The 19,773-nt window shown below is 43.6% G+C and carries 8 protein-coding genes; 2 read left to right on the top strand and 6 right to left on the bottom strand.

Annotation, left to right across the window (positions count from 1 at the left end; genetic code table 11):
• Positions 1-27 precede the first annotated feature (27 nt).
• The 6 genes from A8O23_RS00040 to A8O23_RS00015 form a co-directional block, all read right to left on the bottom strand.
• A complete protein-coding gene (locus A8O23_RS00040; RefSeq protein ID WP_082882806.1) occupies positions 28-1,629 on the bottom strand; it encodes a RagB/SusD family nutrient uptake outer membrane protein in 1,602 nt (533 codons plus the stop codon).
• 32 nt (positions 1,630-1,661) lie between these two features.
• Positions 1,662-4,769, bottom strand: a complete 3,108-nt coding sequence (locus A8O23_RS00035) for a SusC/RagA family TonB-linked outer membrane protein (RefSeq protein WP_204377657.1) — start codon at positions 4,767-4,769, stop codon at positions 1,662-1,664.
• Positions 4,770-5,660: 891 nt separating this feature from the next.
• On the bottom strand, positions 5,661-8,057 hold the full coding sequence (locus A8O23_RS00030; protein WP_066615131.1) for a GH92 family glycosyl hydrolase: 2,397 nt from the start codon (positions 8,055-8,057) through the stop codon (positions 5,661-5,663).
• Between the two features lie 233 nt (positions 8,058-8,290).
• Positions 8,291-9,673: a sugar porter family MFS transporter gene (locus A8O23_RS00025; RefSeq protein ID WP_066615129.1), complete on the bottom strand. Its 1,383-nt coding sequence runs from the start codon at positions 9,671-9,673 to the stop codon at positions 8,291-8,293.
• 123 nt (positions 9,674-9,796) lie between these two features.
• Positions 9,797-11,662, bottom strand: coding sequence for a class I mannose-6-phosphate isomerase (locus A8O23_RS00020; protein WP_204377656.1), 1,866 nt, complete (start codon positions 11,660-11,662; stop codon positions 9,797-9,799).
• A 591-nt stretch (positions 11,663-12,253) separates the two neighbouring features.
• Positions 12,254-15,970, bottom strand: coding sequence for a GDSL-type esterase/lipase family protein (locus tag A8O23_RS00015; protein ID WP_082882805.1), 3,717 nt, complete (start codon positions 15,968-15,970; stop codon positions 12,254-12,256).
• A 2,129-nt stretch (positions 15,971-18,099) separates the two neighbouring features.
• Here A8O23_RS00015 and A8O23_RS00010 point away from each other — a divergent pair.
• Together A8O23_RS00010 and A8O23_RS00005 are read left to right on the top strand one after the other, a co-directional pair.
• Complete coding sequence (locus tag A8O23_RS00010; RefSeq protein WP_066615126.1) at positions 18,100-18,990, top strand: TolB family protein; 891 nt, start codon at positions 18,100-18,102, stop codon at positions 18,988-18,990.
• A gap of 4 nt (positions 18,991-18,994) precedes the next feature.
• Positions 18,995-19,773 (top strand): N-acetylmuramoyl-L-alanine amidase (locus A8O23_RS00005; RefSeq protein WP_192849026.1); only part of this gene is annotated, 779 nt, incomplete at its 3' end.

Here is a 19,773-nt window from a genome sequence, read left to right as displayed (position 1 = left end):
TCTATCAGTAAAATGATTGTTTTGAAATTACCAATTCGGATTCTGCTCTAGATTATTGGTTCTATCTCTCTCACTTTGTGGTATTGGCCACAGATAATGTTTAGCCGGATCAAATCTGCGTAAATCCACCCGTTCGTATCCGTTATCCTCACTAGAGTTATTGGTTTTCATTCCGTGTAACCATCCGTTCAACACTTCATCAGCTATCTGCCAGCGCTTAATATCATAATAGCGCAATCCCTCAAATGCCAACTCCACTCTTCTTTCCCTTCTAATAATATCTCGCAAGCCAGCTTGACCTAAATTACTAGGAAACATCAAGGCATTAGGATCAGTGAAGCCTGCTCTTTCTCTCAGTCTTCTGATGGTCTTATTCCATACATCCTGGTTGAATTGACCTAATTCATTCTTTGCCTCTGCGTGCATTAACAGAACATCTGCATACCTGATCAGTATTAAGTTAAGGCCTGAATTCACCAGATTTTGAGCAGTAGGATCAAAATACTTTGCTACATAATAGCCAGTGGGAGTTGTGTTAGAAGAGTACCCAATGCTGTTGGCGCCGCTACCGGGTCTGGTATTGATGGTAGTGGTGGTTCCATCTGCTCTTACCCAAGGGTAACCATCATAAACAATAGTTGCTCTTAATCTGGGGTCACGGTTCTGATACGGGGTATTCTCATTCCAGCCCGAGCCATTTTCAGAAATGACCCTACCGTTGATAGTGAGGTAGCTATCCACTAACTCCTGGGAGGGTGAAATGGCGGCATAGCCCCCTTCCGTTGGCGGAATCAGGAAATATTGAATTCTGTGGGTTCTCCTGATGGGCATGAACTGCACATCAAAAATCACCTCCTGATTGTTTTCATTACTCATTTTAAACAAGCCCGCATAACTTGGGAACAAAGAATAAGTACCCGCTGCCGTTCCGTTCATCAAAATTTCTGTGGTCTCTACCACTTTAGGCCAGTTACTATCATACAAATACATTCTGGCTTTCAGGGCCAATGCCGCCCCTTTGGTGGCACGGCCAATGTCAGTTTCGGCATAGGCCGTGTTTACCGGCAAATTTTGATATGCCAGATCAAGTTCCTGATGAATAAAATTAACGATGGTCTCACGGGATGCCCTTACCACATTCCTGGATTCATCTATGGTGATCACATTTTCAATTAAGGGAACGCCGCCAAAATGGTTCACTAAAACAAAGTAGTGGAACGCACGGAGAAACCGAGCTTCGGCCCGTAACCGCTCTTTTAGGCTTGGGTCTAATTCTGCTACTCGGTCTATGTTCGCTAAAACCTGATTACACCTCCTTATGCCGGCATACCGGTTAGCCCATACCTGTTGCAACAAAGGATTGGAAGCGTCATAGTTTCCATTTGCGATATCTCTTACCAGGTTGCCGTTATTTGACTTTGTATAGGCATTATCTGACAATGACTCATTAAAAATATAGGTTTCTGCGTTGTAGAGGTCCCCATAGCAGGCAGTTACTGCATTTACCGCGTCTTCTTTCGTCTGCCAAAAAGTTAGATCAGATGGCCGGTCCCAAGGGGCAAGGTCCAGTTCCTTACAAGATTGACTTATCAGGCCAATGAACAGCAGCACTATTATCTTTCTTAACATATCTTTCACGTTTCTTATCTAAAGTTCAGGTACTAAAAAGTTAAGTTCAATCCCAAGGCATTCACCTTTGCTACAGGGTACACTCTGCCACTTTGGGAATTTCCATTGAATACTTCTGGGTCGTAACCAGATCTGAGTTTACTGAAGGTCAAGAGGTTTTGGCTCGTAAAAAAGAACCGGCATTTAGCAACCCCTATTCTCTGAGTGATGGTAGCGGGCAGGGTGTAGCCCACTTGCAGGTTCTTTAGCCTCAGGTAAGCAGCATCCTCAATCCAGAAGTCAGATTTTGCCGCGTTGTTTACTGATTCTGACCCTACCGTCAGGCGTGGATATGTAGCGTTTGGATTGCTAGGAGTCCATCTGTCAAGGTGGAAATTCATAACAGGACCTTCGTTGTTGTTATGGAAAGCTTCTGTGGCTTCGCCTCTAATCCAGGCACTCCTTTTTCCTACCCCTTGAAAGAAAACGTTTACATCAAACCCTTTGAACTGTGCTGCATAGGTGAAAGAGTAGGTATAGCGGGGGAAAGGATCACCTAATATTACCCGATCTGCTTCATCTATAAGGCCATCACCGTTTTGGTCTTTGTACCTGATGTCTCCTGGTTTAACCTGGGCCGAGAAAGTAGGCTTGGGACCATTGTCAATCTCCCCCTGGTTTTGGAAGAAGCCATCCCACTTGTAACCATAGTATGACCGGATAGATTCTCCTTCTCTGTCAATAGTATTGACATCAAATCCATAAATATTTTCCTGCCCTTTGAAATCTGTCACTTCATTTTTACTATCCGATAGAAAAGCATTGAAGCTGTGCGAGAAGGACGAGATAGTCTGGTTCCAGCCAAGTGCTATTTCATAGCCTCTGTTTCTTACGTGGCCGGCATTTTGATAAGTCCAATTACCCCCATACGCATCAGGTATTGGCAGAAGCAATAGAATGTCTCTAGTTCTTTTGTCAAAATAATCAAGCCCGAAGGTAAGCTTACCGTTAAACAGAGCACCATCTACACCAACATTAAACATAGCCGCTGTTTCCCATCTAACGTTTCTATTCGCTTCAGTGAAATAAGCCCCGGTAGCGGCTTGGTTCCCAAAAGAATAAGCTGGAGTAACGCTGCCAACTGTACTTAAATATGGATAAATGCCAATCTCCTGATTTCCTAGCTCACCATAGGAAGCCCTGATTTTAAGATCACTTACTGCCTCTAGCATACCCTCCATAAAAGGCTCCTGCATAATGCGCCAACCGGCAGAAACAGAAGGAAAGAATCCCCATCTGTTTTCAGGTGCGAAACGCGAAGAACCGTCATACCTGAAGTTGGCCTCAAATAAATATTTATCTTCAAAAGAGTAATTCAATCTACCGAAATAAGAAGTCAATGACCACTCATTACCGTTCCCGAAAGTGCCATTATCATCTGTAGTGGCTCCATTGCTGATCACCCCAAAATCGTTCCCTGGCACATCCAATCTTCTCACTCCAGTTCCTCTGTAGGTGTTGTTTTCCTGTGAAAAGCCTAACAATGCTTTGAGGTAATGCTTATCGAAACTTTTCTCATAGTCAGCCATCAACTGTGAATTCAACAACAGGGTTCTACTGAAGTTACTGGCTACAGAATTCTGAATGTCTCCCCCCCCAGCGTATGGCGCATAGTCAATGGATTTCCTAAACTCATCACCCATGTTCGTTTTTAGGTCGCCGCCAAAAATGCCCCGTAATTTCAGCCCATCTACAATTTTCAGCTCGCCGTTTAAATTCCCCGTTAAGGCGTCATTTGAAAAGTTACGTTCCCCGCCTTTCTCAAGCCTTGCCAATGAATTTGAATTACTTCCACTCACTAGGGTATAGTTACCGTTCGCATCAACAGGGCTGTAAATAGTGGGCATTCGAGTGGCAGGTTCAATTAACCACTCTGTCCAGTAAGCATGTTCCTTCGTATCTGTCCGGCTAAAAGCAATGACTCCACCAACCCTGATCCTGTCATTTACATCCGTAGTTATATTTAACCTGGTGTTGTATCTCTTCAAACCAAAATCCGGACCTTTGAATTGACTCTCCTGCTGCACGTAACCCGCAGAAAGAAAATAAGAAGTGGATTTATTACCGCCAGTTATACCTAAACTGTGGTTTTGCTGAAGCGCATTTTCCCTGAAAATTTCTTTTAACCAATTCGTGTTTGGACCGTTCTCTTTAAAATTGCGGATCTGTTCTGGGGTAAATTGAGGCTGTAACCCCGAATTAACCAGCGCTTCGTTTCTAAGTTCTGCATATTCCCAAGAGTTCACAGGCTTTGATAAGATGGTAGGGCTCTGATTTCCTATTATACTGGTGAATTCTATTTTGGGCTTGGCATCTCTTTCGCCTCTTTTAGTAGTCACCAAAATAACCCCGCTGGCAGCCCTTGAACCGTAAATTGCTGCTGAAGCCGCGTCTTTTAGCACAGATATGCTTTCAATGTCATTAGGGTTGATATTGTCAATAGAACTCGGGATGCCATCCACAATAATCAGCGGACCTGTGCTTCCTATAGTTCCCATTCCTCTAATGTTTATACTTAAACCAGAACCGGGCTCACTGGAGTTTTGCTGAATGATTAAACCTGGTGCGGTGCCTTGCAAAGCCTCCACAGCGTTTACCACAGGCCTGTTTTCAAGCACTTCTGAATTGACGGTACTTACCGCACCCGTCAGGTTTACTTTCTTTTGCGTACCGTACCCTACTACCACCACTTCTTCAAGCGCTTGATTATCTGTGGCAAGCGTTAGGTTAACCACCGATCTTCCATTAATGGCTACTTCCTGTGTTTGGTAGCCTATGTAAGAGAACACTAAAGTTTTGCCGCTGGCAAAAGACAGTGAGTAATTACCCTCAACGTCCGTAGAGGCGCCTATGCTGGTACCTTTCAGAACAACGGCCACCCCCGGCAATGCCTCGCCTTTATCATCAGTCACTTTTCCGGTTACCGTTACCACTTGCGCAGTTTGCCTAGAGCCTATTGAAACCTCGGCTTTGGGGGGCCGCGGCATATCTACCGAATTTTCATTGCTGGTAGTGATCTCGTTTGCCTGTGCAGGATTGCAAACCCCTACCAACATGAGACTTGAGACAAGTAGAGATATCTTATGTAATGGTTTTAACATATAGATTGATGTGGTTTGTTTTGGTAAAGAATCCTTATAAATCTTAGCACTGGCTCAAAATAACTTTGCCAGACAATGCTTATTATTAGCAGCAACTGTAACTCAATTGTATCTAGGGGTTAGGTCATTTGAGCTGTTTGTAAGCATCAATACAGAATCAAATGCTGTTTTAAAGAAGTGTAGTCTAAACCCTGCCACTCCCTCATCTATGCCAGCCTTAAGAACACCCGCTGGTGTTTAGGTTGATATCTTTCTATTTCAGTATGTACAAACATATGTACATTTATTTAAAAATGGAAATTTTAGGCTTTAATTTTATTTATGAAAATCTCAATACTTATAAGAGCTCAATTTTTGAGAAAATGATAGTAATCACTTAAAGCCTTACATAAGGAGGCTTGGGGATTGCCCTTAACTCAAAAGACCTGTTTTAGGCCTGTTTTTCAGAAAACAGCCCTAAAACAGGTCTTTTGAGTTAAGGATTATATTATGAAAGCCCAGGAACTAGACTAGGTGACAAACTTATCTATTCAAGCTCTCCCTATTATTTTCAGCAAATAAATGTTGCGGCAAAGGAGCTTTAATACTTTGTACTCATCTAATGAGCCGCTAAAATAGAAGCACCTCAGGAAGCATGTACTACCAAGAGCAAAGATTTCATTTCAGAGAATCTAAGCATGTAGCCTAGTAAAACACGCACCAAAGCTTACAATATTACAATAGCCACACAATAGCACTCTACCGACATTTATCTGTTTTTGGTCTGTTTTAGCTAAAACAGGCCAAAAACAGATAAGAGAGGCTTCAAGTCGAATAGTATTGTTCAACACATCAGTTAGTATTCCCATTCAAAATGGAAATTTATAAGACTTCCTTATGTGTGCTGTCTCGCTAATTTGCGGCAGTAGGCGGAACCGCAACTCCCCAAGCTTTATTTGGCTGGTTCCCCATCACAAATTCAAGCTTACCACCTTTCATCAACTCATCTAAATACAGCCAGCAATTGTTCAACGGTTTGCCATTGAAAGAAGCAGATTGTATGTACACGTTATCAGCCGAGTTGTTTTGTGTCTCAATAACCAGCTTCTTTTTGTTACCTAACGTGATAGTGGCTTTGTCAAACAAAGGGCTGCCTATTTGAATGATTGGTCTTTCATCAGTGAAGCCTTTTACATCAAACAGACCCAGTGACGCCATTACGTACCAAGATCCTAACTGACCCTGGTCCTCATCTTGTCCGTAGCCGTAGCCATGCACACCCTCTGTACCATAGAACTCATTGCAGATGGCTCTCGTCCATTTTTGGGTGAGCCAAGGTTTACCAGAAAAGTTAAATAACCAGCTGATATGCAGGTTAGGCTGGTTTCCTTGGTTGTAAAGGGCATTTATACCCGCAAAAGCATCAATGGTTTTACCGCCCCCGAAGGCGTTTTTCTGAGACTCTGTAAAGATATTATCCAGCCTGGTATTGAACTCTTCTTTGCCAACGGCAGAAATCAAGGCTTCTGGGTTATGAGGCACAAAAAAAGTATATTGGATGGCATTCCCTTCCTGAAACCCTCTCCAGGCTTGATACGGGTCAAATGGCGTTATAAAATTGCCATTGATGTTTTTTGGATGAATAAGTTTTGTTTCCGGATTGAACAGATTTTTCCAGCCGTCTGCATACTTCATTAACTTTTGGTAGTCCTCTGTTTTACCCATCGATTTTGCCATTTGGGCTGCCGCGTAGGCACTAAAGGCATATTCCATGGTATGGGAAGCTGAAAAAGTGGACCCGGTAGAATCAGTGATGAATACGTTGCCGCCGCCAATAAACGGGCTGTAGCCACGCTCTACAAATGCTTTGGTATCCATTTTACCAGAGCCTTCTTTCCTGTTTTTATAGCCCATTTCATTTTCATACACTGCTTTATAGGCAAGCTCTGTGTCATAATCTCTGATACCGGCATTGTACGCTGCCGCTACGGCTAAACCTACCATATTGGTGCCTACGCCAGATACGAAATTGCTATTGGCTATCCCGTCACCAAACCATCCTCTTTCTTTGTACACCTGCAATTGGGTATGCACAAAATCATTGTAATGCTGCGGGTATGCTAAAGTCCACAATTGCGTAATGTTCCAGTAGCCACCCCAGATAGCATCAGTGTTCATGAAGTTATAGCTGAAGTTTCCTTTCGCGTCGCGGGGCAATTGGCCAATGGTGCCGTCATGCCGAGGGAAAGAGCCATTCACATCGCTGGCCACGCCGCGGCCTAATAATGCATGGTATAAACCGGTATAAAACTTGATTTTATCCTTTTCATTAGGGCCTTCTACCTGCAACTTGCTTAACTCTTGGCGCCAGTCTTTTTGAGCCAGTTCTTTGGCTTTATCAAATGACAACTTTTCAGCCTCAGTGGTCAAGTTTAGTTTGGCATTTTGTGTAGACGTATATGATAGACCTACTTTTATTTCAATGGCTTCTTGATCTTTGGTGTTGTATTCCAAGAATAAACCGGCTCCTTTGCCCTGGGCTGCTCTTGAAGAAGCCTCTATTCCTTTTTCTGTGAACGAACCTACCCGCAGAGGTTTCTTGCTGACTTCGCCGTAGAAATACATAAATACCTTTCCTTCGGGGTCGTATTTTTTGACATATTTCGGATACGTCTCCACAAAGCCCTCAAAATGAGTGTCATCAATCATTTTAACGGAAGCATCTGTAATCCAACCGCTTTCACCTTGCACGTTTCCTATGTCCAGAATAATTCTTGACTGCTCGTTTTGCGGGAAAGTATACCGGTGAAACCCAACTCGTTTGGTAGCGGTCAGCTCAGCTGTAATGTTATGCTCATCCAACAAAACTTTGTAGTAGCCTGGTTGCGCCACTTCGTTTTTTCGGTCAAACTCAGACCGGTAGCCGCTAGCGCTGCTTTCCAGTTGGCCGGGTTTTACTTTTAGCTCTCCGGCCGTTGGCATAAAACTTATTCCGCCCACCTGCCACTCATGGAAATGCACAAATCCCTCAATTGAAGTATGGCGGGTATCATAGCCTACGGCTTCCCAGCCATCGTTATTTCCGTAAGATCCATTGGTAGAAGGAGCTAATTTGGCCATACCGTAAGGCACCGCCGCCGGGGTATAGAAAAACCAGCGACTATGAGCAGTACCTATATTGGGATCAACGTAACTAAGGACATCTTTTTGGCTAGTTGCATCACTGTCATTCTTAGTTGTGGCACAGGAGCCTAAACCAAGGAGTGTAACAAACAAAGCTGATTTTAAAATGGAGTTTCGTATGTTCATGAGATCGGATAATTGGTATTTACTTATATTTTAAAAGAAGCGCCTGCCCCTTTGTCTTCATGCCTGGCTCACGCTCAAAATTTGGTCAAGCTGTTTGCACCATACATGCGTACAAGAAGGTTTTCAGCACTTTAATCTAGGTTTCTGTAGCACTATCTTAAACCACTGGTTCAGTTCCTTTAAAAAGAAACTAGAAAGGGGCAAAGCGTTAGACTGATGTAGTGTAGGAGTACCTAATTCCTTGCCCACATTCCCTGTATTTCCTCTAAAGATTTTCCTTTTGTTTCTGGCACCATTTTCAAGACAACCCAAAAGGCACAAATACAAAATGCTGCAAAAAACCAGAAGGTAACAGCGGCACCTGCAGAAGCTAAAAGAATTGGGGTAATCTGACCCACTATGGTATCGGCTACCCACATGGCCATGATACTTAGCGCCATGGCTCTTCCCCTTATTTTATTCGGAAATATTTCTGCCGCAATTACAAACTTCAGAGGGCCAATTGAGAAAGCAAAACAGGCCAGAAATACTATGATGGATAGCAGCAGGAAGAAACCGGTGCTCCCGGTATAAAAACTAAAGCCGGTGAATATTAAACTTAAAGCCGCACCAATTGAACCCACCAGGTAAAGGGGCCGGCGGCCTAATTTATCTACCTTCCAAATAGCAATTAACGTGAAAACTAGATTGGCTAAACCAAAAACGATTTGCCCTAGTAACGCATTGCTCAAATCAATGCCGGCATCATTTAGAATTCTTGGCCCATAATATATAACCGCATTTATACCACTGAACTGTGAGAAGATAGGCAGTAGCAGACCAATCATCAAAGGCTTCCTCAGTCTCTTTGAAAAGAGTTCTTTATAAGAGCCAGTTTCTTGGTTTGAGGTCTTTATGATATTTGAAACGTCTTCCTGCGCCTCGGCCTGGCTGCTAATTTTGGCAAGAACCTGTGTTCCTTCCTCAATTCTATTTTTCTGAATTAACCACCGTGGGCTTTCGGGCACGAACAGCAAGCCTAACAAGAACAATATGGCCGGAATAGCCTCCAATCCGAACATACCGCGCCAGACCTCTTCCAGCACTACATAGTCTATTAGGTTTCCCAACCCCGTTGCTCCGTATGCCAGAGAAACATTCAATAAACCGGCATTGGTAAGGTAAGCTGCTAAAATACCTACCGTTATAGCTAACTGATAGAAGGTCACTAACCTACCTCTTACGGCAGCAGGTGCAATCTCTGAAATATACAAAGGCGCCACATTTGACGCCACCCCAACCCCTATTCCGCCTAGCATTCGGGCAAGTATTAAAAAGGTAAAAGAGGAGGCTCCGGCTGTCCCAATGGCGGACAACAAGAATAGTATTGCCGAAATCACCAGCATTACCTTACGCCCCAGCCTATCGCTTAATTCCCCAGAAAATGCTACTCCTATAATACAACCCACCAAGGCAGAAGAGACAAACCAACCTTCTTCTGCTGCTGACAGTGAAAATTGGTCTTTCACAAAAGGTAATACTCCTGAGATAACCGCCATATCAAAACCAAACAACAGCCCCCCCATGGTGGCTACTATGGTAATGGCGAACAAATAGAATGATTTTGTTTGAAACATAGTTGGTGTAGTGGGAGCAAAGAGTTAGAACGAAAGCTTTAAGGCAGCACTTGGCATAAGCGCACCTATAAGGCTATCTCCTGAAATAGACTAAAATATCTACCCAAGAGATAGCCTATTGTATCAACAGCTTTCATCTTTCACAAAGGCCTTCACTACTTTAGCCTTAGATTGCCCCTTGTTTATTAATGTGTAGGCCTTTGCAGCGGCAGGAATTACAAATGTTTCCGCATAGCTTACTTGCTGCTCTACGTCACCTGTCTTAACTATAATGCTGCTTCCCTCCACTAAGCTCAAGATATGGCACTGGCCTTCTGTTTTAGCGTGCACTTCTGTTTCGAACTCGAAGCGGTGAACAGCATAAAAATGCTCTGGGTGCGTAGAAAGATTAATTAATTGCCAGTCAGCCCCAGCCTCCATTATGGTTTGCTTGGAGATGAGTTCCTCCGTCACTTTATCACCCTTCAGGTCAAAGTTCAGGTTCTCAAAAGCTCTATCAATGTTCAGGGGGCGTGGGTTCCCGTCTAAGTCTAACCTAACCCAATCATACATTTTAAAGGTATAGATGTATGGCGTGCTGCTTATTTCCAGCACCATGTTGTCTATGCCAGAGCAGTGTACTGTTCCGTTCGGAATCAGGAACAGGTCGTGTTTTTTGGCGGAAAATACCTGCACAAAATCTTCTACCTCAATAGGCTGCTTTTCTGCCGCGCTTTTCTCCAGCACAGTTTTAAAGTTCTCTTTATCTATATTCTCCTGAAAGCCCAGGTATACTTTAGCATCTGGCTCAGCATCTAAGATGTAATAGGTCTCATCCTGCGTAAAGTTCTCCCCAAAGTTCTCTTTAATGTACTCATTGGTGGGGTGGCACTGTACCGAAAGATTCCCTCCACTATATGTATCTAAAAAGTCAAACCTGATAGGGAATTCATCTTTAAAGCGCTCTGCCGCCTTGCCTAGTATGGCTTTGTTGTCATAGTGCATTAGGTTGGCAAAGCTTACTTCAAGAAGCTTTTTGTCACTTTCAAACACAATGCCGTTTTCTGGGGTAATAAGCTCAAAAGACCAGGCATAATTTGGCACATCTGGCGTGACACCTTGAATATGGTCTTTAATCCAATCTCCTCCCCATGCTCCAGCCTCAAACCATGGCCGGGCCCGGAAGACATTTTCAGAGGCCACTTTTAAAGCGTTTCGTAGATCCTCGCCTAATATCCAAGTGATATCTGCTCCCCTTTGCTCGTCTACTACCACAGAAACCTTGGGCAACCATTCTTTTTTGTGCTTGTTCATGATAACCCAGTCTACAAAGTAGAATCGTTTGTATTGCTGCTTGGGAGAGGCTGGTTTTAACTCACCTATATTACGCACTACTCCTGCTCTGGAACGATACTGCACTTCGTTTTTCGGCACTTCTAAAAATACAACCGGACTGCCCCAGTTCACCAAGGCAGCACCCGTACCATAAAGAATAGTCAATCCCTCTTGTGCTGGTTGAATTGCGTCAAGTTTTTCCTTGTCGAAAAAGTCTACCAGGCTTCCTTCAAACACTTTTCCAAAGATTGGGTCATCCCCTCCCAGATATGGAGAGATCATTCCATTCACTTGCTCCTCCGGTTTTAAGGCAGTCTCAATATTGATTAGCTCAACCTGAACATTCTTGTTTTTCAGCACTTGGGCCAGACGTTTAGTAAAATCGTTCCAGCAAACTCCAGGATCGCCATCTAGGATCACCTGCTTGTGGTTACTCAGCCAATCTGCCAAGGATTCAAAGCCAGAGGCTATTTTTCCATCTTCAATTTTGAAAGAAGGAAATACATCATACCCGTTAACATCCCCACCTTTCTCCAGCGGCAACATATACTGAGTAGATTTCCGGAAATCTGTATAAGAAGAGATAGAAGTTTTAGCTGAACTATCTTCTAGAATTGCTGCCGTTTCTGTCATAGTGTTCTGCAGTGAGTTTCCCTTTTCAGTGTTATAATCCATGAGAATAAGAATTAGTAAATATCCCCACAGATGTAGTGGGCCCCAAATACTCTGTTAAAAAACACACACCAAACCGATATGTATATACATACCTACAAATTTAGGATTAATATTTATTTAGACAAGGATTTCCAGATCTTATTTAACTCTCAAATAGTAAAGTAAGTCTGTAAATAGAGCAAGAGCACAGCTAATACACTATATTTTGATAAGGAAGAGAATTGCCACATGTTTAGAATAGACCTATTCTAAACCCCTAAATACAGCCTCAACTCATGAACAACAAAATCATGCTTTCGATCAGAGGTTACAAACTGATTTACGTTTACTACGAATGTATTTAGAGCTTGTCATGTTCATACTCAGGAAGCGTTCATTCAGAGCAATCAGTTGTTTTATCGTTTTTGAGCTACTTTTTGAAAAACAGCTCAAAAACAGAAACTGCCTTTTACAAAAAAGCTTAGAACCACCAAGATTGAATAGTTCCAATGTTGGCGGTTCTAAGCTTTTCAAAAGACTAGAAGTTAAAGGAGTAAACAACCTCACTATAAAAGCTACTCCTTTTAACCTTCTTGGATTGGTTTGCGACTACTACTTCCCCTTCTGCACCATTAAGCGAGAATGAAGCGCCAAACCTTTATTATGGAGAGTGAGCGAATATATACCAGGCGCCAGGCCAGAAACGTTAATCTTGCTTTGGCGCACTTCTCCGGTAAATACCCGTTTGCCTACCATGTCATAAATCAGCACTTGGCCACCTTCAATGTCCTTGCCTGATGACAACATCACCTCTCCTACTGCTGGGTTTGGATATAACTTCAAGTTAGAGCCTTGCTCCAAGTTTGTGCCTGTTCCTAAAGGGTTAGATACAATGCTGAGGGTGTTCAAGCTTTGTGCCAGGTTAACCAAAGAATCAGAAACGCTTACCAAATCTCCGTCCAAAGGAGCATATAACTCTAAGCTGGATTTCAGCACACTATCTGCCACTAGGCGGTACACTTCCTCTTGGGTCATGCCTGCACGGTGGAATGACCAGTTTCTGAACATGGCTTGCTGACGCTCATCAATGCTACCGAGGCTCAACTGGGTAGGTACTAATTTCTCAGCCACGCTGCCTGCTTTCACACTGTCAACGTAAAGAATGGTCTCACCGCGGGCATAATAATGAGTAAGGGTGATCTTATGCCATTTGCCATCATTTACATTAGTAGTACTAACCACGCTGCCAGTTTTTGGAGAGGTATAGGTTACCTTGCCATTGGCATCGGTAGAAATTAGACCAGTGCCGCCGCCGGCCTCCTTTACTTGCACCAACGTCTGGGCGCCTGAGGCCTTAAACCCTACAGTGGTGGTAAAGGAATGCACTACGTTTTCAGGCGTAAATACTACAGACTTGCTCCCTGCCGCAGAAGTAGAAGCTAGCGAAATGTAAGAACCGTCTACTTTCTTGGGCTGGGGCTTGTTTGCAGCCAGGGCATCAAAGAGTGAAGGAACCAATGTGTATGCCATTTCAGCATGCCCCGCATCATTAGGGTGCAGCGCATCGCTCCAGTATCCGGTGGCCCAACGGCCTGCACCGTCATCTATCGCTCCCAGCAAGTTCACACTAGGCACATCCCAGGAATGAATCAGGTTGTTCATCTGCTGAATGAAAGCATAGTCGGTTGCATTATAGTCGTTACGGGTGTAATTATTAGTAACTACTGGCACCATACCGCTGTCACGGGCTTGCTGAATAAGCTTCTGCATATTGGTTTTGAACTGGTCAAAGCGCGGCTGCCCAAATTCATGTATACCTTCGTTGCCCAAAGCCAGCGCATACACTACGTATTTAGCTTTCTGAGGAACCAGATCAGATTCCCACCGATTCAACACCTTTACGGTATTATCACCTGGCACTGAAATGTTGGCTGTTTGCCAATTAAGACCCACTTGCTGCGTGCTCCGTTCGCGGAGAATATTAGAATAGAGGCTGGTGTAACCTACATTGTTGGTAGCGCCAGTTCCATTAGGGACTGAAGAACCAAAATAAACAATCTTCAGGTCATTCAGCGGCTCGTACACTTTCAGAGTTAGATTATCAAAGAAAACCTCACCTCCCGCTGCGTCTGCAGTATTGCTCCAAATAACGCTTCCCTTAATGAAAGCTGTATTGGCCGGTACCGCACCGGCAACCTCTAATTTAGCCCAAGCACCGGCTGTTGAAGAGGCTGTAAACAATGGAGAGGTTGTTTCATCAAGCAACTGTCCACCTTTGTCATAGTACCCCAACTTAAGGGAAGCCGACTGTCCAGCTTGCAGGGGTTGCTCTTCAGCCTGATAAAAGTAGCCGCTCAGTTTGAAATGCTGCCCGTCTAGATAATTAACCTGCTGCTCTAGTGCTACACTACTGCCTGTAAGTTTGGCTGCGTAGGTTCCTGCATGGCTGCGGGTAGAAACAACGGTTATAGAGGTAGAGTTTTGTAGAGTTGTGGTCCATGAAGACAAGTCGCCGCGCTCAAAGCCTGTATTCTCCAGAACATATCTTTTAGTTGGGTCAGCGTTAAGCACCTCCACCTTCATTAGACCGAGATAGGCGAAAGAACCTACTGTTTTGATAATGTCTAATGTAATGGTGCCGGAAGCATCAACGTGCAGGGTATCAGAGACGGCAATTTTGTTATTGTTACCTGGGTAGTTGTTAGCTCCAACTCCATTACCAGAGGTCTGCAACGTCACAACGCTTTTGTTTAAACCAGTGAGGGTGTATTGGGTAACGCGGTTTTCAGAGGTTTGGCGACTTCCGAACAGGTGGAAAGCATAACGCTTGGCAGGGTCAAGTCCGGTTAGGCGTAGTTTCCCAGTCACCCCATTGCCTTCCACATAAAAATAATCTTGAGTAGCCGTGGCAATAGCGTATTCGGCACCTAATAAAGAAGCTTCTGGCGCCGTCAGTCCTCCGTGGTGAATCCCATTCGTCAGGAAACCACCTACTACATGAAGTTTCAGCTGCGTAGGTACATTTTCTTTATCATACAGTGTTAAAGCATTGGCAGTGTTGTTAACAGCATTGTTCCAGTAATGTCCGTTGGCATCTGGGCTGGGAGTATGGTTACCATTATTCTGGTCATTAGGCCCAAAATCTATATAAATAGGTGCCATAGACACAGGTTGATACGTCTCTAGAGCCAGGTCATCAAAATATACGCTGCCGGTAGTACCGGCAGTGGGGTTGCGCCATACGACAGCACCCTTCAGGAAGGCGGTACCCGCCGGCACAGGAGCCATAACTTCTTTTTTCAGCCAATTACCGGTAGAGGATGACACTATCAGCGAATCTGACTTAGAGCTGCCCAGAAGTTGCATCTCCTGGTTGTAGTAAGATATTTCCAGATAGGCCGATTGGTTGCCTTGAAGTGCATCTGCCGCAGCATGGTAAAAGTAACCGCTAAGTTTATACCCATTGCCGCTCTGGTAGTCTAGTGTTTGCGCCAATGAGACTGTGCCGCCTGTAAGTTTTGCTGCGTGGTTTCCTGCATGCGCCGGACTTCCCACTACTGTGGCACCAGCACTAGAGGCTGTCCAGGAGGTGAGATCTCCCATCTCAAAGCCGGAATTCTCTAGTGTGTACTTGGGCTGAACCAGCAAGTTAAACTCCTCTATTTTCATCAGACCGAGGTACCCAAAGTTTCCTGTGGTTCTGGTAAGTTCAAAGTGGATGACTCCGTTGGCATCTGCCTGCAGAGTATCTGATTTTGCAATGGCATTGTTGTTACCGTTGTAGTTATTCCCGTTCACGGGGGTACCAATGGCGGTACCAGAGGTCTGAAGTGAAGATGTACTGACAGTTTTCCCTGTGAGTTTGTATTGACTCACGCGGGCATCAGTAGCATCCCGAGTTCCGAAGAAGTGGAATACGTAACGCTTGTTCGCGTCAAAACCGCTCATTCTAAGCCGGCCCAAGCCGCTGGCATTCTCCACGAAAAAGTAATCTTGAGTAGCAGTAGCTACGGCATATTCCCCTAGCAGTGTGGCCGAAGGAGACAGTAGCCCACCGTTCCGGATGCCGTTGGTCAGGAAACCAGACACTACTTTCACAGAAATACCGGTTGACTGGTTCTGCTTGTCCACCAGGTTAAAAATGTCCGATTCTCCGGTAACGTTTAGAATGTTGTTCCAATAATTTCCATTGCCATCTGGGCTGGCCGTAATATTGCCGTTAGTGCCGTCATTCGGACCAAAATCCAAGAACATGGTTCGAAGCGCCTGGCTCTGGGCAGTCATGCTTGACAGCAACATCAGAAACAGCAGGAGTAATTTTCCTCTCATAAGCTTGTATGTTAGACGTGATAGATTGGTTGTTTAATTAAAAAATGCCCTTTGGTGGAAGCAGCTGACATATTGGCCAACTCCTTTGAACTTACTATATGATTTTTTAGGTGAGCCTAGGGGGTTTGGCTTAACCTTTTTCATTCTTAAAGAAAGTGGCCTAATTATTTAGACATTTTTGCAGGTCAAGATTTCCTGACTCTTGAAGCTCAAAGGAAACCAAACACCTGTATTTACTACGCTACCCTCTGACATGAATGACATTTTCTTAACTGTTGGAGGGGGTTATTAAAACCCTCCTTTCCTTGCATTTCTAGCAGTAAGCAACAGCCGGCAAATTGGGCATCATGCCAAATTTGAAAGCGGTACACCATCTCTCGTCGCTGCCTTTTGCTCCCACTCTCTACTCTGTCTTTTCAGGTTTGGCATTAGGTAGGTTTCCCAGTAAACAAGGCATTCCCATTCAAGGCTAAAGCCCAACTGCAGTAGCTTGGCCTTTTATCCATAGAGTATTGAGACAGCATTGTTTTATCATACAAAATGCTAAATAAGTCTACTTAAATAGAGAAAGGAGAAATGAAACCAGAATGACCCACGGTCAGAATTTTATTTTTTATAAAAAAATACACCCACCTCCAAAGACCTAGCAAAACACAACCTGCAAAACACTCACAAATTGCTATTGTGGCAAAACCACGGCATTAATATTCAGCTCAAGACTCTACTAGAGAAGCCTGTAAACATGGTTTAATGGTTCTATATTTAGCCTACCTTATCAAAGTAAGACCTTCGCCTCAGCGATACAAATAGGCACTACACTTCAGTACTTTACCCTTTCCAAGCCGCTGTTATTGCCTGAGCCTTCCACATACTGTTTGTTAAACCAATATTTAGAGGCTAATCCCTGCAGGGGCAGACTTGGTACTAAATGCAGATGATCTTAATTAGTTTTTTATTACGCTCCTGCCATTTACGCTCCTCTTACCTCTTGCTGAGGAAGCCATAATTTGCCAAACCCAATGATGATGGCTTAGCTTGTTGTAATCTTACAAGCAATTTACAGACTCTACTTCTTCTAATAAATGAAGAGCAACGGTACAAAAATTTGCCCTTCATATCTGTTTTAGCATTAAAAGAGATATGAAAATAGTTATTTTAGTCTTTTTTGTTTGTTACTAAACTCCAAAGCGAATACATAAACCTATTCAACCAATGAAGACACACGAAATAAAATTACAATGAACTAATAATTTTATTTTGAGCTGTTAATTCATCCTTACAACTTAAGTCAAACAATTTGAACTAGAATTTCAAATTAAATATTTATGTATATACTTATAAATTATATACATTAAATCATATTAATTAGAAAATTTATATACATATACAAAATTGTTCTAGTTAAGATTTTATACAGAGTTTCCTTTCCGTCAGTAACCGACCCATCTACATTTGGATATAACCTATAGATATTTGTTACACAGCTATTCAAAGGTGCACGAACACAAATAAAAGTTTATTAAATGTGCTAGAGCACACCAAAGGCTATCTTTAACAATTTGTTTAGGTTGTAAATATTAATATTCAATGATTACTAATCTTAATAAAAACTAGGAAGGCGTGTTTATTCCTGCGTCTCTTTAAACTATAAACATTATTAAATATGAAGCTAACTATGTTTAAAGCAGACAACACAACCTTGCTAGTAATAAAGATTTTACTACCTAATTTTTTCCTTCACATATCGAGATTCCGCAAAGGAGAACCAAAAAAAGCCACTCCTCCTTTCCCTAAAGCTGCGTCTTTGAAGAATTTACTGAGCTACCAGTTGAGGTGCACATAGAAAGTTCTATCAATTATACTTCAAGCAATACAAATCAAATAGATAACTACCTTCTTTCTATAGGCCATTTGCAACACGGTCTTAGGGCAAGAGCAGCGGAAACAGGGTAAAGCGCTCCCTGGGGTATGCCATTGGCAATGGTGGCATATCTGTAGCACATAAAAGCATTGCCGGAGATTAGCCCCCAGGGTACTTTTTTAGTGAAACGCAGAGCGGTGCAAAACGGCACCGGCAACTCTGCTATTACTTTTTTGGCCTTCTAATTTTCCACCAAACAATACCTACTATGAATTTAAAGACTACCCTATGCTGTTTAACCGGACTGACCTTTCTGACAGGCAGTGTGAGTCCGCCAGCCCAGAAGCCGGTTCTGCAAAATATCCGGGAGATAACTACCGGCGAAAATGAATACAGTAGCCCGGTATGGTCACCAGATGGCCAGAAACTTCTGTTTACAGACCATCATAATGATGCACTTTACATTAAAGAAGTTGCAGGGAAAAGCAATGTGCAAAAAATAAAATCCGGGCAGGGAATCGGGTACAAGGCCAGGTGGACCCCAGACGGCAAGGGCGTGATCTTCTACGAAAAAAAAGCTGCTCTCACCGGCCCTGGAACACTCTTTGAAAAAAGCATTAATATAAAAGGCGGCAGAGAACGCATATTAACAGAAACCACTTCTACAAAAGCTAATCGCACCTTCACTTCAAAGAAAAACCCTTCATTAAAAGTATATATCAATCCTGAAACACTCAAACTAGAGGCCCGAGAAGGAGAAGGCGAGCCTTGGATCATCACCCCAGAAGATGGTCAATTTTACAGCCCCTTAGTTTCGCCGGACGGGAAAAATGTGATTGTAAACGAGGGCGCCAACATGTATCTGTATTCCATACACGGAAACGCAAAACGAAAAAAACTAGGAATTGGCTTGCCTACTAGCTGGCTCCCAGATGGCAGCGGAATACTCACTTTTGAAGATGAAACCAAGGACGGCCATACCATATCTGGCTCTGAGCTTTATCATGTAGCCATACAAACAAATGCTAAAACTAAGCTTACCAACACTCCTGATAAAATAGAAATGTGGGCTGATGTATCACCTGATGGAAAGAGAATCACTTTCTCTGATGAGAAATCAGGCAAAATCTATGTAGCGGATTTAAAATTTAACAGGTAACATCATGACTACACATATACAGAACATACTTTTGAAAACAGCATTGTCTGTTTGCTTAATTCTTTTCACAATCAATGTTTTTGGGCAGGTAATAGTAATAGATCCAGGACACGGGTACGCTTCAGATGGCAGTAACCCTGATGGACGTACCGAAACTGAGATAGCGACAGCCCTTGCAGTTGGACTAAAACTTAGAGACCAACTAAACAGCCAGTGCACAGGCTGGACGGTAAGAATGACAAGAACCACCCGGAACGGTTGGATTTCACTATCTCAGCGCAGAGACATGTCAAACAGCTGGGGGGCAGACCGGTTCATAAGCATCCATTGTAATGCAGGAGGAGGAAGCGGGACCGAAACCTTTTGGTGTGACAGGAGCACTTCAAGCTCAACCGCCAACAGCAAGTTTTCAAGAGAAGTACAGGACCGGATGGCTGCAGGGGGCAGCTGGATAAACCGTCGCTCTGTAGAAGACGCCTCCTATATATTTCATTTAGGGGTTTTGGCTAGTAATAATGCCGTTGGCGTACTAAACGAAATTGGCTTCGTTGATTCACCAGATGCGACAAAGCTTCTGGACGATACCTGGAGAAATAAGTTTGCCGGCGCTTACGTGACTGCGCTTAAAAACAGCCTTGGCACAACAACTTGTTCACCTCCCCCCCCGTCCCCAACTACACACAAACACATAGAGGCGGAGAGCTACAACGGCGAGAGCGGCACGGGCACGGAGGCCTGCACCGACGCCGGCGGAGGGCAGAACCTGAGCCAGATGCACGCGGG

Origin of the sequence: Rufibacter roseus (assembly GCF_001647285.1) — a bacterium.
In the GTDB taxonomy this organism is placed as follows: Bacteria; Bacteroidota; Bacteroidia; order Cytophagales; family Hymenobacteraceae; genus Nibribacter; species Nibribacter roseus.
The sequence above is the reverse complement of the archived record's forward strand: the minus strand, read 5'-3'. Positions and strand labels throughout refer to the sequence as shown.